The sequence below is a fragment of the Pseudomonas sp. GM21 genome, from assembly GCF_000282215.1.
In the GTDB taxonomy this organism is placed as follows: Bacteria; Pseudomonadota; Gammaproteobacteria; order Pseudomonadales; family Pseudomonadaceae; genus Aquipseudomonas.
The window spans coordinates 61,793-87,103 of the sequence record NZ_AKJS01000072.1 but is presented as its reverse complement, the minus strand read 5'-3'; the positions used below and the strand labels follow the sequence as shown (position 1 = coordinate 87,103).

General features: G+C 59.2%; 25 protein-coding genes. 7 read left to right on the top strand and 18 right to left on the bottom strand.

Translation table 11 applies throughout. The features are described from left to right. From PMI22_RS18195 to PMI22_RS18205, 3 genes are all read left to right on the top strand, one after another. The coding region (locus PMI22_RS18195; protein WP_007945044.1) for an MFS transporter at window positions 1-1,244 on the top strand (1,244 nt) is incomplete at its 5' end. Between the two features lie 119 nt (window positions 1,245-1,363). Beyond that, on the top strand, window positions 1,364-1,603 hold the full coding sequence (locus PMI22_RS18200; protein WP_007945043.1) for a hypothetical protein: 240 nt from the start codon (window positions 1,364-1,366) through the stop codon (window positions 1,601-1,603). Between the two features lie 71 nt (window positions 1,604-1,674). Then, window positions 1,675-3,603 (top strand): linalool dehydratase/isomerase domain-containing protein, encoded by a 1,929-nt coding sequence (locus PMI22_RS18205; RefSeq protein WP_033049112.1) that lies wholly within the window; start codon window positions 1,675-1,677, stop codon window positions 3,601-3,603. Window positions 3,604-3,922: 319 nt separating this feature from the next. Here the strand turns inward: PMI22_RS18205 and PMI22_RS18210 are convergent, their stop codons facing one another. The 4 genes from PMI22_RS18210 to PMI22_RS18225 are packed head-to-tail and all read right to left on the bottom strand — an operon-like array spanning window position 3,923 to window position 8,553. Then, window positions 3,923-5,101 (bottom strand): alpha-hydroxy acid oxidase, encoded by a 1,179-nt coding sequence (locus PMI22_RS18210; protein ID WP_033049146.1) that lies wholly within the window; start codon window positions 5,099-5,101, stop codon window positions 3,923-3,925. An 11-nt stretch (window positions 5,102-5,112) separates the two neighbouring features. After that, window positions 5,113-5,901 carry an SDR family oxidoreductase gene (locus PMI22_RS18215; RefSeq protein ID WP_007945040.1) on the bottom strand — a complete coding sequence of 263 codons (789 nt, stop codon included), beginning with the start codon at window positions 5,899-5,901 and terminating at the stop codon, window positions 5,113-5,115. A 10-nt stretch (window positions 5,902-5,911) separates the two neighbouring features. Further along, complete coding sequence (locus PMI22_RS18220; RefSeq protein WP_007945039.1) at window positions 5,912-7,300, bottom strand: FAD-binding oxidoreductase; 1,389 nt, start codon at window positions 7,298-7,300, stop codon at window positions 5,912-5,914. Further along, window positions 7,297-8,553 (bottom strand): amidohydrolase family protein, encoded by a 1,257-nt coding sequence (locus PMI22_RS18225; protein ID WP_007945038.1) that lies wholly within the window; start codon window positions 8,551-8,553, stop codon window positions 7,297-7,299. The genes PMI22_RS18220 and PMI22_RS18225 overlap by 4 nt, the downstream gene beginning before the upstream one ends. A 193-nt stretch (window positions 8,554-8,746) precedes the next feature. Between PMI22_RS18225 and PMI22_RS18230 the strand changes: the two genes are divergently transcribed. Further along, window positions 8,747-9,457, top strand: coding sequence for a TetR/AcrR family transcriptional regulator (locus PMI22_RS18230; RefSeq protein WP_007945037.1), 711 nt, complete (start codon window positions 8,747-8,749; stop codon window positions 9,455-9,457). A gap of 36 nt (window positions 9,458-9,493) precedes the next feature. Here PMI22_RS18230 and PMI22_RS18235 read toward each other — a convergent pair whose 3' ends face one another. Genes PMI22_RS18235 through PMI22_RS18250 form a run of 4 tightly spaced genes read right to left on the bottom strand, consistent with a single transcriptional unit; the run spans window position 9,494 to window position 12,338 of the window. Next, on the bottom strand, window positions 9,494-9,814 hold the full coding sequence (locus tag PMI22_RS18235) for a 2Fe-2S iron-sulfur cluster-binding protein (RefSeq protein WP_007945036.1): 321 nt from the start codon (window positions 9,812-9,814) through the stop codon (window positions 9,494-9,496). A gap of 19 nt (window positions 9,815-9,833) precedes the next feature. After that, window positions 9,834-10,571, bottom strand: coding sequence for a TetR/AcrR family transcriptional regulator (locus tag PMI22_RS18240; RefSeq protein WP_007945035.1), 738 nt, complete (start codon window positions 10,569-10,571; stop codon window positions 9,834-9,836). Between the two features lie 5 nt (window positions 10,572-10,576). Beyond that, window positions 10,577-10,999 (bottom strand): DUF3237 domain-containing protein, encoded by a 423-nt coding sequence (locus PMI22_RS18245; protein WP_007945034.1) that lies wholly within the window; start codon window positions 10,997-10,999, stop codon window positions 10,577-10,579. Between the two features lie 34 nt (window positions 11,000-11,033). After that, window positions 11,034-12,338: a cytochrome P450 gene (locus PMI22_RS18250; RefSeq protein WP_007945033.1), complete on the bottom strand. Its 1,305-nt coding sequence runs from the start codon at window positions 12,336-12,338 to the stop codon at window positions 11,034-11,036. A gap of 145 nt (window positions 12,339-12,483) precedes the next feature. On the opposite strand from PMI22_RS18250, the gene PMI22_RS18255 reads away from it, so the two are divergent. Further along, window positions 12,484-13,722, top strand: a complete 1,239-nt coding sequence (locus PMI22_RS18255) for an NAD(P)/FAD-dependent oxidoreductase (protein ID WP_007945031.1) — start codon at window positions 12,484-12,486, stop codon at window positions 13,720-13,722. 69 nt (window positions 13,723-13,791) lie between these two features. Here PMI22_RS18255 and PMI22_RS18260 read toward each other — a convergent pair whose 3' ends face one another. The 3 genes from PMI22_RS18260 to PMI22_RS18270 are packed head-to-tail and all read right to left on the bottom strand — an operon-like array spanning window position 13,792 to window position 17,207. After that, the gene (locus tag PMI22_RS18260) at window positions 13,792-14,727 is read right to left on the bottom strand and encodes an alpha/beta hydrolase (protein WP_007945030.1); all 936 of its coding nucleotides are present in this window, start codon (window positions 14,725-14,727) and stop codon (window positions 13,792-13,794) included. 22 nt (window positions 14,728-14,749) lie between these two features. Continuing rightward, window positions 14,750-16,090, bottom strand: a complete 1,341-nt coding sequence (locus PMI22_RS18265; protein ID WP_007945029.1) for an aldehyde dehydrogenase family protein — start codon at window positions 16,088-16,090, stop codon at window positions 14,750-14,752. Between the two features lie 10 nt (window positions 16,091-16,100). Continuing rightward, window positions 16,101-17,207 (bottom strand): NAD(P)-dependent alcohol dehydrogenase, encoded by a 1,107-nt coding sequence (locus PMI22_RS18270; RefSeq protein WP_007945028.1) that lies wholly within the window; start codon window positions 17,205-17,207, stop codon window positions 16,101-16,103. Window positions 17,208-17,384: 177 nt separating this feature from the next. Between PMI22_RS18270 and PMI22_RS18275 the strand changes: the two genes are divergently transcribed. Together PMI22_RS18275 and PMI22_RS18280 are read left to right on the top strand one after the other, a co-directional pair. Continuing rightward, complete coding sequence (locus PMI22_RS18275; RefSeq protein WP_007945026.1) at window positions 17,385-18,320, top strand: alpha/beta fold hydrolase; 936 nt, start codon at window positions 17,385-17,387, stop codon at window positions 18,318-18,320. Window positions 18,321-18,332: 12 nt separating this feature from the next. After that, window positions 18,333-19,331: a DUF2889 domain-containing protein gene (locus PMI22_RS18280; protein ID WP_007945025.1), complete on the top strand. Its 999-nt coding sequence runs from the start codon at window positions 18,333-18,335 to the stop codon at window positions 19,329-19,331. Between the two features lie 177 nt (window positions 19,332-19,508). Here the strand turns inward: PMI22_RS18280 and PMI22_RS18285 are convergent, their stop codons facing one another. From PMI22_RS18285 to nadD, 7 genes are all read right to left on the bottom strand, one after another. After that, on the bottom strand, window positions 19,509-19,961 hold the full coding sequence (locus PMI22_RS18285; protein ID WP_007945023.1) for an acyl-CoA thioesterase: 453 nt from the start codon (window positions 19,959-19,961) through the stop codon (window positions 19,509-19,511). Window positions 19,962-20,026: 65 nt separating this feature from the next. Then, the gene (locus PMI22_RS18290) at window positions 20,027-21,007 is read right to left on the bottom strand and encodes an aldo/keto reductase (protein WP_007945022.1); all 981 of its coding nucleotides are present in this window, start codon (window positions 21,005-21,007) and stop codon (window positions 20,027-20,029) included. 31 nt (window positions 21,008-21,038) lie between these two features. Next, window positions 21,039-21,614 (bottom strand): HupE/UreJ family protein, encoded by a 576-nt coding sequence (locus PMI22_RS18295; protein ID WP_007945021.1) that lies wholly within the window; start codon window positions 21,612-21,614, stop codon window positions 21,039-21,041. Between the two features lie 11 nt (window positions 21,615-21,625). Further along, window positions 21,626-23,179, bottom strand: a complete 1,554-nt coding sequence (gene larC / locus PMI22_RS29950; protein ID WP_007945020.1) for a nickel insertion protein — start codon at window positions 23,177-23,179, stop codon at window positions 21,626-21,628. Then, window positions 23,176-23,841, bottom strand: coding sequence for a nickel pincer cofactor biosynthesis protein LarB (larB, locus tag PMI22_RS18300; protein ID WP_007945019.1), 666 nt, complete (start codon window positions 23,839-23,841; stop codon window positions 23,176-23,178). Before larB ends, larC begins: the two co-directional genes overlap by 4 nt. Further along, window positions 23,838-24,686: an ATPase gene (locus tag PMI22_RS18305; RefSeq protein WP_202949209.1), complete on the bottom strand. Its 849-nt coding sequence runs from the start codon at window positions 24,684-24,686 to the stop codon at window positions 23,838-23,840. Before PMI22_RS18305 ends, larB begins: the two co-directional genes overlap by 4 nt. Continuing rightward, a complete protein-coding gene (gene nadD, locus PMI22_RS18310; protein ID WP_007945017.1) occupies window positions 24,649-25,311 on the bottom strand; it encodes a nicotinate-nucleotide adenylyltransferase in 663 nt (220 codons plus the stop codon). The genes PMI22_RS18305 and nadD overlap by 38 nt, the downstream gene beginning before the upstream one ends.

The following is a 25,311-nucleotide window of genomic DNA, read 5'->3' as shown; positions in this document are numbered from 1 at the left end:
CGGCGCCAGCCATCGGTGGTCGTCTCGGAGACATTTTCGGTCGCAGCCGGGTATTGATCGCAATGTCGCTGCTGGCACTGCTCGGCTCGTTGATCAGTGCCTGCTCCGACAGCCTGACAGGGCTGATCATCGGCCGAGGCATCCAGGGCGTGTCGGCGGCGATCCTGCCGCTGTGTTTCGGCCTGGTTCAGGAGCATGTGCCTGCCCCCCGGGTACCGTTGTGTATCGGCATCGTCGCCGGTACGGCCTCGACCGCTGCCGGCATCGCCTTTGTGTGCGGTGGCCTGATCATTGATTATCTCAATTGGCATTGGATCTTCTATATCAGCAGTGCAGTTGCCGCATTGTGCCTGCTATTGGTCTTGCTGTTGCTGCCGGCGTCCGTCCGGCCAGCGAGAAACCAGGAACTGGATATCGTTGGTGGGTTGTTGTTCGCTCCGGGCATCGCCGGTTTGCTGTTTGCCTTGAGCAAGGGCGCCACGTGGGGCTGGCAGGACTCGCGCTTGCTTGGCCTTGGTCTTGGCAGTGTGCTGCTGCTGGGGTTCTGGGGCTGGTATGAGGCGCGGCATGCCAACCCGTTGATCGATGTGCGGTTGTTCAGCAACCGGCAGTTGGTACTGACTAACTTGATCCACGCCCTTATAGGCCTGGGGGTCATGCACTTTGCCCTGGTGCTCTTTCCTCTTTTGCAGCAACCGGTGGCGACGGGTGCAGGGTTGGGATTGGCGGCAACCATGGCCGCGTTACTCAAGTTACCTTCGTCGTTGGTCGCGGTATTCGCTTCACCTTGGGCTGGGAGTATCGCTGGACGCCATGGCGCACGCCGCGCGATGTTGATCGCCTTGACGTTTATGTGTGTTGGCTGGACGACACTGACTTTTCATCATGACAGTTTCTGGTTCATTGCCCTGATCGTCGCCATCAATGGCATTGGTGCTGCGATGGCTTTCAGCGCAATTCCCAACCTGATCGCCGAAGAGGCACCAAAAGAGCGGATCAGCGAGATCAACGGCCTGACTCAGGTAATACGCATGACGTTCATGGCCATTGGCGCGCAGCTCTATTCGATGATCTTTGCCGCACACCGAGTCCCCGATTCGCTCAATCCCGGTAGCAGCTATCTGAACGCCGATGCCTTCAATGTGTCATTTGCCGTCATTACGTTGTTCTGCGTGCTGGCCTGGGGCGCTGCCGCGCTATTGCCACGCCGCAGCCTGACAATGGTGGCAGTGGCTCAGAACTGATGTTGCGAAATCTGCAACACCAGACTGTCCAGGATTTTGGTCAGTACGACCCGGCACGCCAGGCGACTGGCGTCCTGGACGTCCATGGAGTGCCGTCGATGTTCTTACGTGGAGATTGTATGGGGTGCTGCATTTTCACGGCAATGCTGGTTTCGCAGTTGATCTGGCTTTGGGATAAGGCGCGGCAGAGCACCTGGTTGAATGTGTTGGCTTTCGCTTGCGCTGCGATCTCTTTCAGCTTGCTGGCTTGGCACTGGCATCACATTGAAGCGCTGATCCTTGATCCACTCGCTTTCTCCTTTGTGTCCGATTTGCTCAACCAGGCGGGCAGTTTCTGCCGCGCTCTGGGCAATGACTGACTACTACCACTGACGAGCAGTTCTTGTCGTGGTATTCATTTGAAGTTCCGTTGTAGGGAGTTGAATAGTCGATGAATGTACTGGCAAAGCCTGGTCAGGCCGCTGAGGATGAAGTGAGTACAGCGCGACTGAAGCTGCCGTTGTTCGATGAGCAACGCGGTTTGGCAGGACCGATTACTCGAAGGGCACAACGCCGTTCGCTTCTGATTTGGAGCGCCGCGATGTTGCTCGGGTTGGTGCTCTGTCAATTTGGTCCGGGAGCTTTCTGGAGTGGATTCGGGCTGGGCCTGTTCTTTCCGGGAGCAGGTTTTCTCTATAGCGCCAACCCGATTTTGTTCGTTCTTACTCCAATCATATTCATCGTCAGTCTGCTGATGTGGCTACTGATTGGAGCCTTTGTCGCACCAGTGCTGGTATGGCTCGGCTCTGCAGTGCTTGCCGGCATCCTGGCCAAGAGTGGGCACTGGGATTTCGCTCAATATGTTGTGCCCTTGTTGACCTTGGGTCTGATAAGTCTACGTTTGTTGGGTGGTAGCAAGCGCCTGAAGCAGCAGTTGGCAGTGGTGCACAAGCTCAATCGCCATCTGATGACCGTGGATGCTCCAGCTCCGTCGAGCCGCTACGAGGTTGCCGAGCCTCTCACGGATACTGATCTCGGTGCTCTGCGATTTACGCTTGATCTGGCATTGCAGCCGCTGGATCAATTCGATGGGTTCACCACTATTGATCAGTTCCGTGAGGCTGCCTGGCGCTATCAGCTGTACGCCATCGCAAATGCTTTGTCGGTGCTGCGTACCACGCGCTTGCCAGCCTTTGACGGCTATGTCGATCAGGCTCAGCGTAATGCGATCACCAAAATGACCGACCTGCGTGTGTGGAAGTACTGGTTCTGGGAAAACCTCTGGGGCAATGGGCGGATCAATCCTGATCCCATGGTGCGTGAGAACATTATGATCTCCGGTTGGTTTGGTTTGACCCTGGGGGCGCATCAAGTCAGTAGCGGTGACAAGCGCTTTGATGCTCCGGGTTCACTACCGTTTCGTTGGAGTAACCGAAAGACTTACTTCTACGATTACCCGAAGATCGTCAACACACTGCGGCGCAACTTCAAGAAGGGAGCGATGTGCCTGTTTCCATGCGAGCCCAACTGGGTGTTCGCCTACTGCAATGAGCAAGGTATTGCCGGTCTCAAGCTGTTTGATCAGATGCATGGGACTGATCATGCGGCCAGCCTGATGCCTCTGTTCCGTCAACGTCTGGAGCAAGAGTTCACCCGCGCCGACGGAGGACAGAATCTGATCTATGCCAATCGAGTCGGGTTCGCCCTTGGTGGCGGTGGTTTGAAGATCATCGCGGGCAATCTTTGGATGCGAAACATGTTTGCTCCAGATCTTGCTGCTCGTGGCTGGGAGCAGGTACGCCGTGAGTTTTTCAAGTATGGGGAGCAAGAGATTGTCCCGATGGGCAAGGGCGATGGTCTCGATGCTGGTAATTACCGCAAGAGTGAGGACGGTAGGGCGTTCTATCCTCTGTTGATGGTGGTTGCTCAGGAGATGGGAGATAGGGAGGTCTATGAGTTCGCTCGCAAGCGTTATGACGCGCTGCCAGCGGAAAATGTCGAGGGTGCTTTGCGTTATCCGGGATCGACCACTGCCAATCTGACCGCAGCCATGGCGCGTTTTGCGTCGCCGGGGGCCTGGTACCGTATGGCCAATATCGCATTACCAAAAATTTGGCGTGAGGGACCGCGTTTGAGCCATGTGCCCTATCCGCAGGTGTTGGTGGCATTGGCGGTCAGTGATGGCCGGGTGTTGGAGCTGGAGCTGGTGCCGGGATGTGAACCGGGCCGTTTCCCGCTGTGCTTCAGCGGTTTGCGACCTGGGCAAGCCTATCGCTGTGATGCAGATGATCAGGTGCTGGTTGCAACGACTGGTGGTACGGGTGAAATCCAGCTCGATCTGAAGCATCGCCAGCGCGTGCACCTGATACCTGTGCAGTGATTTTCTACTGTCAGGGCTCGTATCCGGGCCCTGACCGTTCAGTCGGTTCACTAGGCAATGCTCAATGGTAAGTCCTGCTACGGTGCATATCACTGAAGGTTACGTGACGCACAGATCGACTCAAAACTGACGTTGCGGTATCTGCACTACCAGCCCGTCCAGGGCTTCGGTCAGTACCGCCTGGCACGCCAGGCGGCTGTTGTCCTGGGTGTCCAGGGCGCCGTCGAGGATTTCAAGTTCCTCGTCGGTGGCTGCCGCGACGCGTGGTTGCTGCCTTCGCAGCCTTGCACAGCATGTTCGGTTCCGTTGCCTCCGATTGTTATGTCGCAGCTGTGAGTTTGTTGCCCTGTGGTTCGAATACCCAGCTTCTGTCCAATACCGCCACTGAGGGGCAGCCGATCTGAGCCAGGGTGCGGGCGATGTCGCGGGTGTAGAGATCGCGGACTTTCTGTGCGCCGCTCGCCCCGGCGGCGCCACAACCATAGAGAAAGCTGCGACCACTGAAAACGAAATCGGCCCCCAGCGCGAGGGCCTTGACCACGTCCTCGCCGCTGCGCACACCGCTGTCGAAGAGCACCTTGGTGCATTGACCGACCTCATCGGCAACCGCTACGAGACAGTCCAATGCCGCAGGCGCGGACTCCAGCTGACGGCCACCATGGTTCGACACCCAGACTCCGTCGGCGCCCTGTTCGACACAGGCTCGTGCGTCGTTCGCATCCACGATGCCCTTGACCACCAGATGGCCGGGCCAGTCCTGACGCAAGTCGTCCAGGTCGCTCCAACTCAGGTCCTGTTTGGTTTGCCGAGCCAAAGCCGCCAGCACCGGATTGCCGCTGCCGGTTCCGACCAGATGACTGAGGTTTTCGAAGCTCAGACGCCCTTGACGCAACCAGTGCCATAACCACAGCGGACGCCTGAGTGCGGCGGCTACCGTGCGAGGGGTCATGCGAAACGTGGTGACCCCAAAGCCGTTTCGGGCATCGCGGTTGCGATTGGGGGAGCTGGGAAGGTCTGCAGTCACCACAAGCACCTTTACCCCAGCCTCCCAGGCTTTGCGCAGCAGTTCACGATTCAACGCCCGGTCGTTGCGCGAATACAGTTGGAACCAGGTATGCGAGGGGGCGAGCGCCGCGAGTTTGTCCACGCTCAGGGTCGCCAAGGTGCTGTTGACGATCGGTATTGCGGTCTGCTCGGCGAGCAGGCCCAGATCGTGATCGGCGCTGGGCCAAATCAATTGGTTCATCCCGGTGGGGGCAATGCCGAAAGGCCAGGCGTAGGTCTGGCCGAAAAGTTCGGTGGCTGTATTCACCTTCTGTGCGTTCAGACCTCGCAGGTAGCGGGGCTTGAGCAACACCTGTTCGAAAGCGCGGGCGTTGCGCTGTACACCTGCATCGTCGCCGGCACCGCTGTCCAGGTAATCAAAGGCAAAGCCTGGGATTCGTTGACGGGCAAGAGTGGCCAGGTCCTTGATCGTGACAGCCCTTTGTAGGTTCATTCGAGCCATGCTTACACCACCGGGCACATGCCGCCGTCGACATTGATGACGCTGCCGGTTATGAAGGAGCCTGCTTCGCTTGCAAGGAAGCAGGCCAGATCGGCGAACTCCCGAGGTTTTCCGGCACGTTGCAGGGGGATTCCCAGGCTGATGGCCTTGGCCTGCACGTATTGATCGTACGATTGGTCGCTGCCGCTGTTGACATAGCTTCGGTGGAACTGGTCACTTTCGATGATTCCGATGGCCAGGGCATTGATCAGTACATTGTAGGGGGCGCACTCCCCGGCGAGGGCCTTGGTCAGTGCCATGGTCGCTGCGCGGCTGACGCAGGTCGGCGCGGTATTGGCGCGCGGCGCCTTGGCAAACACATTGATGCTATTGAGGATGCGTCCCCAGCGTCGCTGCTTCATGCCCGGCAGGGCCAGCCGGCTGAAACGGATGACCGGGAACAGCTTGAGGTCCAGGTCGTGTTGCCACTGGGCATCGGTCAGTGTCTCGAATTCACCATGGGCATGTTCGCCGGCGTTGTTGAGCAGGATATCGACCTTGTCGAAGCGTGCCTGGACGGCAGCGAAGGTTGATTCGATCTGATCGGCCTGAGTCACGTCGCAGGTAAATCCGGCAGCCTGGCCGGGCGCAAGGGCATTGAGACGTTCGACTGCTGAAGCCAATTGCACGGAGTCGCGGGCGATGACCGCGACTTGTGCACCACTGCGTATGAAGCGCTCTGCGGTGGCAAAACCCAGGCCCTTGCTGCCGCCGGTGATCAGGGCTACGCGGCTACTCATATCGATTTGCATCAGGGAATACTCAGGTAAGCGGCCGGGTGCTTAGCACCCGGCCGGGGTTCAGGATATTCAAGGGATCGAGGCTGCGCTTGAGCAGACGCATCAGCGCGATTTCCTCCGGTGTACGCGAATAGTGCAGGTGGGCAACCTTGCTCTGGCCAACCCCGTGTTCGGCAGCCATGGATCCGCCCAAGGGCGTTAAGGGTGGATACAGCAGTGCGCAGAGTTGTTCGTAGGTTTGCTGCGGCATTTTTTCGGGGAAACGCACGAATACATGCAGATTGCCGTCAGCGATATGGCCGAACACCACCAGTTCGGCATTTGGCCAGTGGCTGGCCAACTCTTGCTCGATGGTGCGCAGGTAATCTGACATCGCCGAAGGTGCCAGGCTGATATCGAACACATGCCAGTCAGGTGCGGACATGATCCACATGACCCGCTCACGTACCTCCCACAGTGCATTGCGCTGAGCCTGGGAGCTGGCCAGTACGGCATCGACTGCCCACTCGTGCTCCAAAGCCTGCTGCATGATGATCTCGAAGTGCTCGCGATCGCGCAGTGGATCTGCGCCGCTGGTCTCCACCAGGACATAAAAAGGTTGTTCGGCGGGCAGCGGTGCGACATGGTTCTGCACTGCGCCGCAGTAGAAACCCTTCCACATCACCTCGAAGCCCGTCAGGCTACCGGGAAAGTTGCGCTGGCAATGGGCAAGCAGTGCGGTGACCTGGTCAAAACCCGGTAATGCCAGCAGGGCAGTGTTCTGGCTCACGGGGAGCGGGCGCAGGCGTACGACTGCGCGAGTAACGATGCCCAGGGTGCCTTCGCTGCCGATGAACAGTTGCTTGAGGTCGTAGCCCGCATTGTTTTTCAGCATGCGGTTGAGCGACGACAATACGGTGCCATCGGCCAACACCACTTCCAGGCCAAGCACTTGTTCGCGGGTCATGCCGTAGCGCAGCACCTGACTGCCGCCGGCATTGGTTGCAATGTTCCCGCCCAGGGTGGCCGACCCACGACCACCGTAGTCGACGCCATAACTCAAACCAAGTGGCTGCAATTGTTCATGCAATGTTTGCAGCACACAGCCGGCCTGTACCAGGGCGGTACTGGCGCGGGAATCGATGTGCTCGATGGCATTCATGCGCTCTGTGGAAATCGCCACTTCGTGGGCATGGCTGAATCCGCCACCGCCACCCAGGCCGCCCAGCACTGTAACTGGCTGGCCGGCAGCATGGCAGCGGTTGAGGATTGCGCTGACTTGTTCGGTGCTGTTCGGGCGCAGCAGACAACGTACCTGCAGTGCCTGTCCAGGCCGGCTGGGAGCAACGCTGCGCTGGGCGGCCTGTTCGGCATTCAGAATCGCCGAGGGTTCGAGCAGGTCGGCGAAATCCTCGGCATACAGGCCATTCATTCGACTTCCTCCGGCAACGATAACAGCGTTGAGTTGGCGGCGTGATATTGCCCGTTCTTGATGCAAAAGCTGGGGTGCACCAGGCGTTCGGTGATCACCTCGTCATTCGCTGTATCGGTCAGACGCCAGCGCCCGCGCAAGTCATCGAGTACCGTGATATCGGCTGCGGCGCCAATGGCCAGAGTGCCGACGCCGTCCTGCTCACGTAGAAAGATTCGCGCCGGGTTACAGGTGGCCATGGGAATGACCTGCTCCAGTGGTACGCCAAAGGCCATCAACAGGTTCATGCCGGCGGCCACGCCGGGATGGCCGTTGAAACGGCCGCGTCCGCCGGTATCAATGTGTGGATCCTTGATCGCGGTGTTATAGGCGTGGATGTCTGCACCTAGTGTCTGCGGCAGGAAGTCTTGTTCCAGGCCTTGGCGTACGAGGTTGAAGTTGGTCGCCGCACCGTAACCCAGGTCGATGTGGATGCCGCTGGCGATGGCTTGGCGGACCAGCGAACGCACCGAGCCGTCAGCGTTGAAAAAACCACCCAGACGATCGGTATAGGCATGGGCAAACACATCGCCGGGGCGCATGAACGGCAGTATGGTTTCCATCACCCGCTCAGCCGGAAATTGTGCGTGGACTTCAGCGGGCAGGCGCCATAGTTCGCCCATGTGCACGTACATCGGTACCTGGACTTCGTCGACGATGGTGCGAACCTTTCGAATCGAAGCGTCGCCGAACTTCAGCAGGCTCGCTTGCTCGGCCCAGAACTTCATGCCCTTGGCCACCTTCGGGTGCGCTTCGAACGCCTTGAGCGTGGCTTCGATATCTATGGTGCCGGGGGTGAATTGGTCCGGGTAGGAAAATCCGCCGACACCGCCGGCCGCATAGGGTGCAAGAAACGCATGAACGCGGTTGGCCTTGGCCTTGACGACATACTCAACAAAGCCGGGGAGGGTGGCGGCACTGACGCCGCCTTGCTCCACCAATGTCGTGACACCCGACTGCACCCCCACCCAGTCGGCGTCCATGCCCAAAACACCAGTAATGAAGCGGAAAATATGGGCATGCGGATCGATCATGCCGGGGATGACCAGCTGTTGGCGGACGTCGATCACTTCGGTGGCCAGGCTGGGGTCAAGGTGGGTCTCGATGGCGACGATGCGCCCAGCCTTGATGGCCAAGTCGCGAATGCCATCGAGTCGGGCGGCCGGGTCGATCACTCGGCCGCCTTTGAGTATCAGGTCGTAGTTGTGGTGCATGGCGGTAACCTCAAGCAGGCACTGTCGTTTTTGTCTCCAGCGTGTTTTCATGATATTCGTCTAGCTGATTAGTCCCTATCCGGAAATCAGGCAGCGCAACGTTTGACTAAGTTGTTGAAATACAAGAAGTTAAAAAAGAACTCGGTACGCTCCTCCGGGTTCTCCCCCGAAGCGTCAGGCAGAAGGCTTGAATATGGGATACATTCCTCGCACCCTCACCCCTTCAGGCGACCCCATCCCGCAGGTCGCCCAATTGGCTGAGTCCAGTCAGGCCCTTGAGCACTTCGGTCAATTGCGCAAGCGGCCGAGTCAGGCACGATCGGAGGCATTGGTCGCCGCGCTCAAGGAAGCCGGGCGGCGCCTGCTTGAGCAAGAAGGGCGTCCTGCCCTGACCTTGCTCCGCTTGTCGGAGTTTTCCGGTGTCGCGGCCAGTTCGATCTACGAATACTTTCCCAGCATGGACAGCCTGGTGGATCTGCTGTTTGCCGACTATTGCGAGGATGTAGGGCGGCGGATGCACGCGGATATGCTTGAGCTGCCCGCCGATGCTTCACTGTTCGACGGCATTTACCTGATCACCCGCCATTCGCTGGCCATGCGCAATCGGCTGCATTTGCTTGACCCCGAAACCAACAATCGGCAGGTGCGCTATTACGAGCAGCTGCGACTGCTCCCCAAGGATGATATCTACCTGCCGCCACTGGATGGTTCTGCCAGGGTGCTCTTCGACCGTTTCAGCGGGCACATCCAGGTCAGCGATCCTGACAAGTCCCTCTATCTGTTTTGTCGCACACTGCATCTGCTGGTGCGCTCCATTGCAATGGAGCGCCCGCACTATCTGGGGGATGAAAGCACCTTGGTGGAGGTGACGCGGATGCTTCACAGCCTGTTGATTCGCTCATGACAATGGCTGTAGCGGTGTAATAGTCGACCCCACTCCTCAGAATTGACGTACCGGTATACGCACCACCAGCCCGTCCAGGGCTTCGGTCAGTATCATCTGGCACGCCAGGCGGCTGTTGTCCCGGACGTCCAGGGCGCCGTCGAGGATTTCAAGTTCCTCGTCGGTGGCAGCCGGTACGCGTGCCACCCAGTCCGGGTCGACATAGGTGTGGCAGGTTGCGCAGCTGCAGGTACCGCCACAGTCGCCCAGAATCCCGGGTATCAGATTGGCGACCGCAATCTCCATCAGGTTGCTGCCTTCGCTGCCTTGCACGGCATGTGCGGTTCCGTTGGCTTCGATGTAGGTGAGGGTTGGCATCGGTTTGTGTCCGTCGTCTTTATAGAGGGGTATGAATGGTGATTTCCTGACGAAGCAGAGCCACCAGTTGATGGACTTCCAGCAACCTCGCTTCAAGTCGGGCCAGGCGCAATTCGACGCCATCGGTGCAGGGCTCGGGGCGAGCAATCGGCGGGATCAGCACCGGCAGCACAAAGGTATCCAGGTGATGGCGCAGGCGCTCTTCGGTCCAGTCATCGCTGGCCTTGATCTGCAGGAGCTGGCGAACCAGCCACTCGATCATTTCCTCGACATCCAGTTCGGCACGCAGTTCTCCGCGGGCCTTGGCTGCGCCGATTACCGGCAGCAGGATACGACTGATCTTGGCGCGAAAGACCGAACTGAACAGCTCAATGCCGCTGCGCGATACGCCGCTGTCGAGCAGGCTCTTGAGCAGAGCATTTCGGGGAACTTCCAGGACTGCCCAACAGACGAACCGGGCGATCCGCTCTGGCAGCGAGCCGGGCCCGGTCAGGATCTGTTGGACCTTGGCTTCCATAGGGCGTGATTGCGCATCGAGCACAGCCGCAAACAAGCCTTCCTTGCTGCCATAACGGCGATACAGTGTCGCCCGGGAAAGCCCTGTGGCCCGGGCGATGTCGTCCATTGAGACTTTGTCCAGCCCCACCCGGGTAACGCAATCGGTGGCCACGGCGATGAATTGCGCAGTCAGTTTCAGGCCGCGCGCATCGCTACCTGTGCCAGCGAGGGAAACGGTGTTTGGCAGGGGCTGGTTCATGGCAATCAGTTCGCCTGATAGATGTCGTAGATCAAAGTGTCGTTCTCGCCCTTGATGCCGCGGCCGATGGCCTGGACTTTGTTCAGCCAGGCATAGCGGCTGTCGCCGGTTTCAAAGGTCGGTGTGATCATGACGGGTGAAGTGCCTTCGGGACCGACGCTCGCACGACCGGTATAACTGACATGGATCAGCGCACCGTCATGGGTTTCCAGGGTGCAGCGCACATCGATATGCAAGGTGCCGTCTGCAGTCACCAGTGCCCAGTCGGCCGCTGCAACAGGCTTGAGCGTGGCATTGAGGCGTTCGCCTTCCCATTGCGCCGACAGCACGTCGACGATGGCGCGGGTGCCGCGCGGGGTGTTGGGAAGGTAACTTGGGGTACCCAGTTTCAGCGTAGCGGTGGCCAGGTGGGTGAGGGTGATGCTCATCGTTGTGTTCCTTTTTGTTGTGGGATGAATGCAATCAGGCAGTGGCGCCGGTAAATGGGCAGGTTTGCGGGCCTGCGCCAGGGCAAGCATTGGAGGCATAGAAGCTCACACTGGCGTCAGCGTTCACCGGTTTGCCCGGGCTGAAGCGCACCGGCATGTGGTTGATGCCATTGGTGAAGTTCGAGCGCAGGCGCTCCACTTCACCGTCCAGCTGGATATCCGGCATGCGAGTGACGAGTTCCTTGAACATGGCTACCAGTTCGGAGCGTGCCAGCATGGCGCCGAGGCAGCGATGGATGCCGGTTTTGTGCCCGAAGGACAAGTGCTCGCGGGCATTGGTGCGGCGGACATCGAACTTGTCTGGCTCGCTGAAAACGGTTTCGTCCCGGTTGCCCGAGCAATACCACATCACGACCTTGTCGCCGGCCTTGATGGTATGCCCGCCGAGTTCGTAATCGGCCTTGGCCTTGCGTGCAAAGCACAGCGCCGGCGTGGTAACGCGCAGCATTTCCTCGATTGCGTTGGGCAGCAATGTCAGGTCTTCGCGCAGCGCCTGGGCGGCCTCGGGGTTCTCGATCAGCAGCTTGGCACCGTGGACGATTTGGGTGCGGGTGGTCTCGTTACCGGCAGTGGCGAGAATCAGGAAGAAGCAACCGAGATCGAACTCGGACAGCATCTCGCCATCCTGCTGGGCATTGGCCACCAGGCTGAAAACGTCGTCCTCAGGCTGCGCGCGACGCTTGACCGCCAGTTGCATGGCGTAGGCGAACATGTCTTGTTGCGCCTTGTGCATGCCGCCCACGGGGGCGACGCGCGGGTCTTCGCCGCCGAACATGGCGTTGGCCCAGTTGAACAGATTCTGCCGATCCTCGGCGGGTACACCTAGCAGGTCGGCAACCACTTCGATGGGCATGTGCGCGGCCAAGTCATGGAAGTCACAGCTGCCCTTCTCGATGATTGCGTCAATGGATTCCACCGCCAATTGGCGGATGCGTTCCTCGATCTTCGAGATGGCCTTGGGGGTGAAGCCGCTCATGATCAGCTTGCGCAGTGTGCCATGGCGCGGTGGGTCGGAGAGGATGATCATTTTGCCGACGGTTGCGGCCAGTACCTCTTCGGGAACGTCGAGAGGCGATACGCCTGTTTCCGAGCTGAACACTTCGACGTTGTTCTCTACCTCCATGATGTCCTTGTAGCGCGTCACCGACCAGAATCCGCTGCCATCGGCGCGTGACTGCCAGCTTACCGGGTGTTCCTTGCGCAGGAAGGCAAAGTATTCATAGGGAACGCCGCGTTCAAAAACGCCAGAGTCGGACACATCGATATCACCTAGTTTCATTGTTGAGCCTCTTCTTGTTGGCTTGTTGGCGGGTTGAGATAAATCGGCAGTTGAGTATCAGTGTTTGATTCACTGCTATTGATTTGTATCTTATAGATGATTATTGTGATTTGAACAAGAGCCAATTCATCAAGGGAGCACAGAGATGTCCGGGTCAACCAAGGTCTATGAGGTGCTGATCGTCGGTGGCGGGCAGGCCGCCGCACAAACGGCGTTTGCCCTGCGTCAGCAGGGGTTCGCGGGTAGTGTGCTGCTGATCAGTGATGAACCGGTATTGCCTTACCAGCGTCCCCCACTATCCAAGCAGTTCTTGCGTGGCGAGGTCTCCCTCGAGTCGCTGCAGCTGTGGCCAGCGACTGCCTACGAGCAAGCTTCGATCGAAACCCGGCTGAGCACCCGGGTGGTGCGGGTGTTGCCGGATTTGCGTCAGGTCGAGTTGGACGATGGCAGTCGCCTGGGTTACGGCAAGTTGGTGCTGGCCACCGGCGGAAGGGCGCGACGCCTGGCATTGCCGGGGTCTGAACTGACGGGTATTGATGTTTTGCGCACTCAACAGGATGTGTTGGCCATTCGCGAAGCGATGCAAGTCGGACAGCATCTGGTCATCGTCGGCGGAGGTTACGTTGGGCTGGAAGTGGCGGCAGTCGCCAGCGAATCGGGGCAGGTTGTTACCGTGCTGGAACAGGCCGAGCGAGTGCTGGCCAGAGTCACGGCACCGCAACTGTCGGAGTTCTACGAGAAACTTCATCGCCGTCACGGCGTGAATGTGATGACCAATGCGGCGGTCGTCGGCTTCCAGGCCGACGCCACGGGCAAGAAAGTCGCAGCGGTGCTGCTGGACGATGGCCGGGTCATTGCAGCCGATCAAGTGATCGTCGGTGTGGGGCTGATTCCAAACACTGAACTGGCCGAGCAGGCCGGCTTGGCGCTGGAAAATGGTATCCGTATCGACAACGGCTGCAGGACCAGCGATCCACACATCTATGCCGCCGGAGACTGCGCTAACCATCCATGCGGCTTTTTTGGTCGGCGCATGCGCCTGGAGTCCGTGCCCAACGCCAATGAGCATGCCCGTTGCATCGCTGCCAACCTGTGTGGGCAGCAACAGCAGTTGGAGGCTTTGCCCTGGTTCTGGTCGGATCAATATGGGTTGAAGTTGCAAATGGCTGGCCTGTCCGAAGGGCATGACCAGTTCATCTTGCGTGGCGCACCGGCTGAGGGTCAGTTCAGTGCGTTTTACCTCAAGGACGGGAAGGTGATTGCTGTCGACTGCGTAGGCCGTCCGGCGGAGTTCATGCAGGCTCGCCGGTTGATCCAGCAGCGCGTGGCAGTCCAGGTTGCGCAGTTGGCGGACGAGGGCACCAAGTTGAAAGAGCTGGTCTGACTGCTGCATTTCTCAACGGCGGGCAGCTCAAACTCAAGCTGCCCGCACGCGGTCGGTTTTTGTTATGGGTCAGTGTCGAGCCAGCGCAGTCTGCAGTGCATCGACGGTCTCGTTCAGGGCCTGATCGGAAAGCTTGAGCATTCCGATGTAGCTCATGAAACCGTGAATGGCACCGGGATAGACTATGCTGTGAACCGAATTGCCCGCCAGCCCCAGACGCTCTATGTACGCCAGGCCTTCATCCTTGAGTGGGTCGTAACCGCCAACCACCAGGGTCGCGGCCGGCAGGTTGCTCAGGTCGGTGGCCTTGAGTGGGCAGCAGTAAGGCTTGTCGGCATCTTCCGGTGCACCCAGATACTGCTCCCAGAACCAGCGCATCATTTCTGTCTCAAGGAAATAACCACTGCCCATTTCGCGGTAGGAGTCACGGCTCAGATCGTTATCGCAAACGGGGTAGAACAACAACTGATGCGCAATGGCTGGGCCGTTGTTATCGCGGGCCTTGAGGCAGACGTTGGCCGCCAGATTAGCGCCGGCACTGTCGCCGCCGACCATCAGTCGTGATGGGTCGATAGCGAGTTCGCCGACATGCTCGGCCACCCATTTCAGAGCATCCCATGCGTCATCGAATGCCGCCGGGAACCTGGCTTCCGGTGCGCGTCGGTAATCCACGGCCACGACCAGCGCGCCCAGCCCGTTGCTCAGGGCGCGGCAGAGATTGTCGTGGCTGTCCAGATCGCCCAGCACGAAACCGCCGCCGTGAAAATACACCAGTGCCGGGAGCACGCCTTCAGCGTGTGGCCGATACAGCCGAACCTTGATATCCGGACCGTTGCCAGGGATCAGGCGATCACTGACCTCGGCTACGGTCTCGCTCTGGCCACGGGTGACGCGCTTGGCATCCGCCAGGACCCGGAAGGTCTCGGCGGTTAATTCCTCATAAGGCGGCAATTTCAGGGCGCCGAAGGCGTCCAGCAGACCTTGCATTTGCGGATCAAGAGCCATGTTCATCGTTCCTTGAAGGTGCTCAGGCGCTCTGCTGGATCAATACCGAGCGGGCATTGGACAGTTCGAGGAAGCCGGCATTGCCATGGTAGCGCCCCATGCCGCTGCCGTTCACCCCACCGAACGGCAGGTTCTTCTCGACGAAGTGCATCATAACGTTATTGACCGTGACGCCTCCGGAGGAAGTGCCCAGCAATACCTGGTCGACGAAAGTCTGATCGTGACTGAAAATGTACATCGCCAGAGGCTTGCCTGTGCTGTCGACTTGCGCAATGACCTCGTCGAGATTGTCATACGCCAGAACCGGCAGCAACGGGCCGAAGATCTCTTCCTGCATGATGTGCGCGTCCAGCGGCACATCCGTCAGCAGCGTCGGGTGGATGGTCAGGCTCTCAGGCTCGGACTGGCCACCTCGCAGCACCCGCGCACCGCGCTGGCGAGCGTCTTCGATATAACCCAGCACCCGCTCGAAGTTGCGGGTGTTGACGATGTGCGGCAAGCGCTCAAGGCTCAGCTCGCCATTGACATAAAACATCTGCTCGATGAATGCGGCCAATAATGTGCAGAACTCTTCATGGTGCGCACGAGGCACCCAGACGTGGTCCACTGACAGGCACAGTTGTCCGGCATTCATGAATCTGGCGCCCACCACCTTGGCGGCAGCTTCCTTGAGGTCATACCCGCTGTCGAGAATGGCCGGGCATTTTCCGCCCAACTCCAGGGTGACTGAGGTCAAATGTCGCGCGGCGGCGGCCATGACCCGCTTGCCCACAGCCGGACTGCCGGTAAAGAACACATGGTCAAATGGCAGCTCCTGCAAGGACTCTGCGACATCGATACCGCCTTCCACCACGGCCACGTCCTGCTCGTCGAATACCGACCCGAGCAGTTCGGCAATCACCGCGCAGGTGGCTGGCTGCAGCTCATTGGGTTTGACGATGGCGCTGTTGCCAGCGGCAATGATTGCCACCAGGGGCGCCATGACCAGGGCAAATGGAAAGTTCCAGGCGCCCAGCAATAGCACGACGCCCCGTGGCTCGTACTGGATATGCGCGGCGGTGTTGGGCAGGTAAGACGATTGGGCAACGGGTTTGGGCGCCATCCATTCATCCAGATGGGCGATGGCCGTGGTGATTTCACCCAGCACCGCGGGGATCTCGCCGCCTTTGCCACCGTTGGGGGTCTTGCGCAGGTCTTCGTACAGGGCTTGTTCAATCTGCGGGATGCGGGCCACGATGGCGTCTTTCAGACGTGCCAGCTTGGCCGTGCGGACGTCGGCGCCTTCCTGTTTGCGGGCCACGCGGCTGGCGCGTTGAAGTGCGAACAGGCGTTCGATGCGGTGGTTGATGTTATCGATGCTCATGGTCTCTTCCTCAAGGCAGGCGCAGGACGGGTTTGATCGCGCTGCCGTCGTGGGCATCGTGGATCGCTTGGTTGATCTGATCGAAGGAGTAGTAGCGAATCAGTTTTTCCACAGGGAGCAGGCCAGCCTTCCAATAGCCGATCAATTGCGGGATGAACAGGTCCGGTACGCCGCCGATGCCGGCCATGATGCTGCCCTGGATCTTGATATTCTTGCTTTGCACATCGGTGGGGCTGAACGAGATGCTGGCCTGGGAGCCGGCCACGCCGACCAGTACCACGTTGCCGCCGATGCCTAGGGCAGAGATGGCCTGCTGCATGACCACCGGCACACCCGTCGCCTCGACGCAATAGTCGGCGCCGCCGCCGGTGATCTCTTGGATCGCCGCCACGGCGTCGGTATTGCCGGCATTGATCACGTGGGTGGCACCCAGTTCCTCGGCCAGGTCCAGACGGCTCTGCACTTTATCGACCACGATCAGCTGTTTGCAGCCAGCAATCTTTGCCGCCATCAGGGCGGACAGCCCAACACCACCGGCACCGAACACAACAAGACTGGAACCTGCGCGTACTCGCAGCGTATTGAGCACCGCGCCAGCGCCTGTCTGGATACCGCAGCCCAGTGGCGCCAGTACATCCAGCGGCAGATCTGCATCGATCTTGACCACGTTGCGCTCGCCGGTGAGCAAATGGCTGGCGAACGAAGATTGGCCAAGGAAACCGGCGAACACTGGCTTGGCATCGTGCTGGTGCGTGCAACCACCGTCGCAGGTTTTCCCGCCGGACATGTTCAACGCGCGAAAGCTGGTGCAGTAGGAGGGATTGGCGGTCAGGCATGACGGGCACTTGCCACAGGACGAGGTGGTCATGATGACGTGATCACCTACTGCCACTTTACTCACTTGGCTGCCAACCTTTTCAACGACGCCAGCGCCTTCATGACCGAACAGCACAGGCCAGGGCATTGCCGGGTTCGCCAGTACGTTGAGGTCGGTATGGCACAGTCCGGTGGCGACCACTCTGACCATGATCTGTTGGGGGCCGGGCTCGGCCATTTCAACCGTTTCGATACTCAGGGGGCCGTTGCTGGCGAACGCCAAGGCTGCTTGGATCTTCATGTGCCAGTATTCCTTGTTGTTTTCTGTGGTGGCGGGGGGAAAGCTTTAATCATGTATATCATTTGAACTAATACGCATCAAGCTTCACCATCAGGGCAGCGCTTTAAACATGTGTATCATTATGTTGTTAGCGCGCTATGATATTCGCTAGGGTGCCATTTCATTGAGGAGAGTGCTGTGATTGAAACCCTGTCTTCGACCGGGATGTGTTCCGAGGACACAAGAGATTACTGCGCGAAGCGCGTATCACGCTCGGAATATATCGAGGTGCGCGGAAGTCGCCTCCACCTGCGCCGTTGGGGCTCACCGCACGCACCACTGCTCGTGTTGCTGCATGGCTGGATGGACAATTCGGCCACCTGGCAATTTTTGGTCGACCAGTTGCAGCAGGACTGGAACATTATCGCGCCCGATTGGGCCGGTTTTGGATTGAGCGAACGGCGTGCACACTACGCCTTCACCGAGTACCTGGCCGATCTCGAAGCCTTTCTCGATCAGGTCAGCCCGGATGAGCCGGTACGACTAGTGGCACACAGCATGGGCGCCAACATCTGCAACGTGTATGCCGGTGTCCGACCCACACGTATTCGCAGCTTCATCAACCTCGAAGGCTTCGGGACGTTTCCAAACCATCTGGCGACCCTGGGTACCCGTATTGGCAGCTGGCTGGACTCCCTCGCCCGGCCGGGCGAGGGCCGTACTGTACATTTGCCGGATGTGGCCAGCCTGGCGCGGCGAATGCTTCGAAAAAATCCGCGCATCGATCAGGCCCAGGCCGATTTTCTTGCCCGGCACTTTGTTGAGCCTGATCCGGCTGGAGGCATGCGCATTGCGGCCGACGTCAAAACCTTCAGTTTCATTCCGATTTTTCCGCATCCTGAGCAGTTTGAGACCTTGCTGTCCCAAATCACTGCCCGAGTGCTGTTCGTGCGCGGTGCGGACTCGTTCGTCACCCAGGCCTTCAAAGAGCATGAGGCGACATTGCAGCGCCGCTTTGATTGCGTTACCGATTCGCGAGCGGTGCTGTTGGACGCTGCCGGCCACAACCTGCAGCATGATGCACCACACGAGCTGGCAGCCCTCATTGATGAGTTCCTCGAACAAGACCCATAACTGGAGCAACCCATGAGTGATTTACTGGCCCGTACACTTGGCCCTTTAGGCCATGCTCCCCTGCGTCGACCGGCCTCCGTCAGGCGTACCTCATCGATCGACGTGTTCTGGCCGCAGGGTTACGGGAGCGCCGGACATTTTCACGGAATTGCCCGTGACATCTACAGTGATGGCCCCGACAGTGCACCGCAGATCCTGGCCTTGCAGCGCTTCGAGGCAGTGGTTAGCAACGAGCGTGAGATAGTCCGACTCAGCACCGTGCCGGCTCGGCCAGCGACCGCCGCGCTGGTTGGGCTCAATGCCGGCAGCCAACTGCGCAAAGCCCTCGATGACGCACTGGCCGAGGACCTGGCCAACAGTACGCCCTTATACCTGCTGCTCGACGACCTGGCGGGTGCCAGCCTGGTGGCCAATTGGGCCTGGTCGCGTTGGGGGGATGGCTGGTTGAGCCAATTTATTCCGAGTTCCGATGCTCTGGCGCTGGAGCAGCGTCGTAGCCGCATGACCGGCGTGTGCACCGGATTTGCCGAAGGCTCCTCGGCCATTACCGATATTCGCGGCGAATTGCATGACGCCAGGGCAGTTTCCGCGCTTGCGCACCCGGATGACCCGCCGGGCTGGCACAAGCTGCCGGGGAGCAACGGTGTGAACATGCGCCGGGCGCGTCGTATCGATGTGTGGCGCGAAGATGGCCGTCTGCAGATCGACGCCATGTTTCAGGACAGCGCCAGTAGCCCCGACGGTGGGCGTATCGCGGTGCATGAATATGGCCTGCAAGCGACTGCTGATGCATGCAGTGGAAAAATCCTCGGCCTGATGGCGCAGCCAAGGGTCCTGCCATACCAGGAGTGCCCGGCGGCGGCTGGCAATGTCACACGCCTGATCGGCGTGCCGCTGTGCCAGTTGCGCCAACAGGTGCCGGTGGCGCTCCGCCGGGAGCTGGGGTGTACCCATCTCAATGATGCCTTGCGAGCACTGGCTGAGGTTCCGGCGTTGGCTGCGTTGATTTAGACTCGACACCCAGTAAACCACTTAACCCGAAATTTTGCGGGTGGCGCTTCTCGGCGTAGATGATGCGTCGGCGATCCACGCACTGCTGGCGATTCCCAATCGCGAGTCAGACGCCCACGTGCCAAGGGGCATCCACGGGATGCCCCCGCTCATCTTCAGGATTGAGGGGATTGATTACTAATGGGCACCACGAATCAACATCGGCTGCATGTGTTCACGAACATCGTCTGGTACGGCCACTGGCTTGCCGTGTTGGGCGCATACCATCACTGCTTCGCCCAAGGCCACGCAGATTCCCTTCTGAAAAAGTCCGTGCTGAAATTGATAAGAGCTGTTGCCGATTCGTCCCAACGCGGTACCGACTATGACCGGATCCGGGAAATTGCATTCGGCCAGAAAGCGAATATTGCTTTCAACCAGAAGCATCGCGTAGTCGGCATCGCGCTGAAACAGTTTTTTTCCGGCATAAACAGCGATCTGGAAGCGGGCGCGGGCACTTTCAAGATAACGCCCGATCGATAGATTATTGATATGGCCATGAACATCCATGTCGCTAAACTGAGTTTCGATCTGCAGGTGGTGTGGATAGTTTTCCAGCAACAGGCGGTGCGCCTCAATTTCTTTAGTCACGAATAAATCCCCAAACTAAAAATGTCCCCACTCACACCGGTGTGCGAGCGGGAACCCAGGCAAACCTATTGGAAGCCTACAACGGAGTGTGGGATGTAAGCTGCTTCCAACTCCTCACGTTCACTGGCATCCAACGACAGCGTCAGCGCAGCGACTGCATCATTGAGGTGTTCAACCTTCGAGGCGCCGATGATGGGAGCCGTGACTTGCGACTTTTGCGCCAACCAGGCCATGGCGACTTGCGCACGCGTGGTGCCTCGGCGCTCGGCCACTTGTGCGACCGCTTCGATAACACGTCTGTCGGCTTCCTCGGTCTGTTGATACAGCGTGCGGCCGAAGGCATCATTTTGTTGGCGCTCACTGCTGGCATTCCAGTCCCGAGTCAGACGCCCACGTGCCAGGGGACTCCACGGGATTACCCCTACACCTTCCGCGGCACAGAGCGGCAGCATTTCCCGCTCCTCCTCACGATTGAGCAGGTTGAGATGGTTCTGCATGCTGATAAAGCGCGTCCAGCCATGGCGCTCTGCGGTGTACAACGCCTTGGCGAATTGCCAGGCGTACATCGACGAGGCGCCGATGTAGCGGACTTTCCCGGCCTTGACGATATCGTGCAGCGCTTCGAGGGTTTCTTCTATCGGGGTGTGATAGTCCCAGCGGTGAATCTGATAAAGGTCGACATAATCCGTTCCCAGTCGCCTCAAGCTGTCGTCAATCGATTGCATGATCGCTTTACGCGAGAGCCCGCCACTGTTGGGCGCCTTGCGCATCGGGGTGTACACCTTGGTGGCGAGTACAAAATCCTCACGCACACCAAAGTCTTTGAGGGCCCGACCGACGATTTCCTCGCTGGTACCGTCCGAGTAACCATTGGCGGTATCGAAGAAGTTGATCCCAAGCTCGATCGCCTGACGCAGTAAAGGGCGGCTGGATGCTTCATCCATGGTCCATCCGTGCGTACCGCGTCCCGGCTCACCGTAGGTCATGCAGCCCAGGCAAAGCCGAGAAACCTTGAGGCCGCTCTGGCCCAGATTTACATATTGCATGTCAGCTCCTTTTTCCGTGAAGGGCGAGGGATTACGCGCCAGCCAACAACCACACGCCAGCAGCTGCCGACAGCATGCCGGCCAGGCGCACGAGGGGCGCTGCCGCTTGTGGCAGTGCTCGAGCAGCGGCATAACCCAGCGCATGCAGGGCGCTGGTTGCGCAAACAAAGCCTGTTGCATAAGACCATGGGCTAGCCTGGGTTGGCAGTTCAAGCCCGTGAGCTACACCATGAGCCATTGCAAAAAGCGCGGTCATGGCAACGGCCAGCCCTACTGGCGGGCGCAGTGCCACTGACACCAACAGCCCCAGTGCCAAGACTGAAGTGGCGATACCGGTTTCAAGGTAAGGAATGTTCAATCCTTCAAAGCCGAGCCATCCGCCAACGAGCATCATCGCGACGAATGTCACTGGCAGAGCCCAGCGTAAATTGCCTTTTTGCTGGGATGCCCATAAGCCGACGGCAAGCATTGCCAGTAGATGATCTAGCCCCGTCAGAGGATGTGACAACCCAGCAAGTGCGCCTGAGGCGTCATGGCCCGGGTGGGCAAATGCCACCGCTGGAACGAACAGAACAGCAGCAGAGAACAGTTTGGTTAGTAAGCGCATGTTGGCTCCAATTAAGACTGGGTTGTTGTATTTTGTGCGATCACGCGAAGGCGTAGATCAAGCAAAGGTGCATCGAGAATGGCGCGGCCGACATCGACGGCTTGTGCGCCTAATTGCTGGGCGGTGTGCAGGTCTTCAAGACGCACACCGCCACCAAAGGCCAAGGTGATTGCGGTGCGCAGATTGGCATCGCATAAGGCCCGGTCAATAGCACCCAGATCGTCGAGATTGCCGGTATCGACCATGATCACGCCGGCACCGGTGGTGGCCGCGAACAAGGCTTCCTCGACTGTCTTGACTTGGACCGCTACGGGGCCGTGACCTACCGCGATGCCTGCCCGTATCGCGTCGGCAACGCCGCCGAGCATGGTGACCGAGTTTTTATTGACGTAGACAAAGTCGCCTTCGACCAGACGGGGCAACAAGCCTACGGCGGCCAGGCCGGCACGTAGTGTCGGCTTCAACGCGGCGGGCAGCTTCTTCCAGCCACCGCAGGCAATCGACAGGCCTTGAGGGCAGGCCGCCTTGAAGACGGCGGCGCGGGTTGCGATGCCGCTGGCAAAGCCCAGCGGACCCACCACATAGTCTTCGGCAATGCCGATTTCTGCGGCGCTGCCAGTGATTTCAACGAGTACCGTGCCGGCTGCGACCTGTTGGCCTTCGCTGGCCATCACTCGCCAGCGGCCGGCGTTGGCCGGAGCCAGGGTTGGGTCCAGCAAGCCAAGCCCGGCGACAATACCGTCTTCGGTACTTTCGACGACGGCGCGGAATTCACCGCTGACACCGGCAAAGAGTTGTTCGGTAATGGATGGCGCAGACACAATGGCCGGTGCTGGCTCTTCAACCAGGCAAAATATTGCGCCGTTGGGTACGCCGTGCAAAACACGACCACCATATGAACGCACCACATCCTGAACCTGGGCCTCTGGCCAGAGGCCGAACTGCGCCCCGGCGGCTTGCAGGAATGCCATGGCGGTTGGCGTGATCGTTTCACCGCGCGATGGAATGCCGTAAACAGGCACATTGCGCAACATCTCTTGCACCGCGGGCGCCGGACTTGCGAGTACACCGTGCTCGCAACGAATCACTCCGTCGCATACGGGCAGGGGGCTGCAATAAAAGTTGGCCGGGGCAATCTGGGTGAATAGCGCAGCGCTGAGGCAAATATCCAGAATGCTATCGAGCGCACCGACCTCGTGAAAGGCGATTTTCTCGAGGTCGATGTTGTGGATTTTCGCTTCAGCCTTGCCAAGGTAAATGAACGTCTGCGCAGCCAGTTGCTTGGCTGCCGGTTCCATTTGGCTGGCGTCGATCAAATCGAGAATGGTCTGCAGGGTTCGGTGAGCATGCTCCTGGGGCAAGTCAATGTGAGCGTGCCAGCCGGAAATGCCTTTGACGATATGCGGTTTGACTGACAGCACGCCATGCAGGCTATCGAGCCCGATGCTGTCGAGCATGTCGCTCAGTTGCTGATCCGACACATTGGCGAGGCGACTGAGACCGGTCACCAGCATGTCACCGCTCAGCCCGGATGGGGTGCGCAATACGATGGAGGTCTGGTTCATATCGATGACACCGGATTAAATGCATTGAGGATGCGCACAGCCGCACAGGCCGCGCCGAATCCGTTGTCGATGTTGGTGACCAGCACACCTTGTCCACAGCTGGCGAGCATCGCATTCAATGCCGTTTGCCCACCGGCGGCCACGCCATATCCAACCGAGGTGGGAACACCGATGACGCATTTACCCACCAGGCCGGCCATGACGGTAGGCAGGGCTGCATCCATGCCGGCCGCGACGATAATGACGTCGTGGTGTTTGATGTCTTCGACACGCTCAAGCAGGCGCCAGATACCGGCAACGCCGACATCGCTGACCAGGGTGTAGTCGACACCCATGAAGCCCAAGGTGCGTGTGGCCTCCAGTGCAACCCGTAAATCCGAGGTGCCGGCGGTGACCACTGCAACCTTGCCGGGGCGCTGGGGCAGCGCGCCATGCAAGACCCCGGTGGCAGACAGGCTGTCGTAATCGAGCAGGGCGGCAAGGGTAGGGGTGAGTTGGTTGAACTGGGCTTGTTGAAGGCGAGTGAACAGCACCGGGTGTTCGGGACTGCCAGCCAGCTCTTCGATTATTCTGTCGAGCGAGTCGACATCCTTGCCTTCGCAAAAAATCGCTTCAGGCATGCCCAGTCGCTCACGACGTTGGTAGTCATAGACAGTTTTCATGATTGCGATACCAGAAATGCGCGGCCGGAGCGGTAGGGTTCGGCGTCGAGTTCCACGGTGGAGATCTCGGGTTCTACCAGACGCACTGCTGCGCAGATTGTTCCAAGCAGCTCGGTGGAAATCCGTTCGCGATCGTCCGCGCCTGTTTCAATGAACATTTGGTTTTCTCTGATTCGGCAGCGCACGACCTCAATCCCCGTGCTTTGGCGAATCAGGGTTTCGCCCAGCTCGATCGCCTTGAGGCGTTCAGCGGTCACGCGTGTGCCGGTGTAGAGACGACTGGCCAGGCACGGCGAGGCGGGGAGTTCGGCAAAGGGCAGGTGCAGGTGGCGTGCAATCGCGCGGATCATCTGTTTGCCGATGCTGGCTTCAATGTAGGGGTGGCGCACCGCGTTTTCGGCGGCGGCGATCAACCCCGGTCGATATTCGCCGAGGTCGTCCAGGTTGGCACCACTGAGCAGCGTCGCACCGCCAGTATTGTTGGCGGCGAGTTGTTCGAGGCTGCTGTAGAGATGACTTTTGCAGTGGTAGCAGCGGTTTACCGGGTTGCTTAGATAGTCCTCGCTTTGAAACTCACCGGAGGACACCAGCTGCAGGTTCCAGCCCTCACGAAGTGCCCATTCCTTGACCCGGGCAGTCGCCTCTGTGGGAACTGCGGGACTGAGCGCATGGGCTACGACAGTCGTAGCGGGATTTTGCCGATGGGCAATGGTCGCCAGTAACAGGCTGTCGATACCGCCGCTGCAGGCTATGACCCTAGGGCTGATGGTCGCCAGCAGTTCGCGCAGCGGTTGCAGGCGCAGTTGTTCATCCAGCAGCGGTATGAGCGTGGGAGATTTGGGCATGGGTGATTGTTGAGTCGGGTTCATTTTTATTGTTCTCCGTATTGCTGTCTACCGAAGGGCGGTACAAGTGATGTTGCTGTATGTATTGGGCGACGCTCGACAGGGTCAAGTCATCGGCCGGTTTTCCGGTGTTCAAGCGCTGGCGCAGTTGCGTAGATGAGATGTCCAGAAGCGGCATTTCAATGGTCAGTAGCGCAGATGTTGGTGCCGGCACATTACTGCCGGTTCGCCGGGCTCGGGCGAACGTCACGTGTTCACGCAGTTCATCGATGCCTTTCCAGCGGTGCAGATTGGCCATACAGTCATCGCCAAGAATGAAGAAGAACTCACTTCCAGCAGGAAACTGTTGAACCAGATGGCGCACGGTATCCAGGGTGAAGGACTTCTGTGCACGGCAAATTTCAAAGTCGCTAATGCAAAAGCGGGAGCTGCCGGCAATCGCCAACTGGACCATGTGCAATCGATGTTCGGCACTGACCAGGTTGTCGGTGCCTTTGAGCGGTGGGATACCTGCCGGGACGAAAACAACCAGGTCCAGTTCAAGGCTTTCGAGGGCTGTTTGTGCCAGCGACAGATGCCCCAGGTGGATAGGGTTGAAGGTGCCGCCGTAGATACCGATACGCAT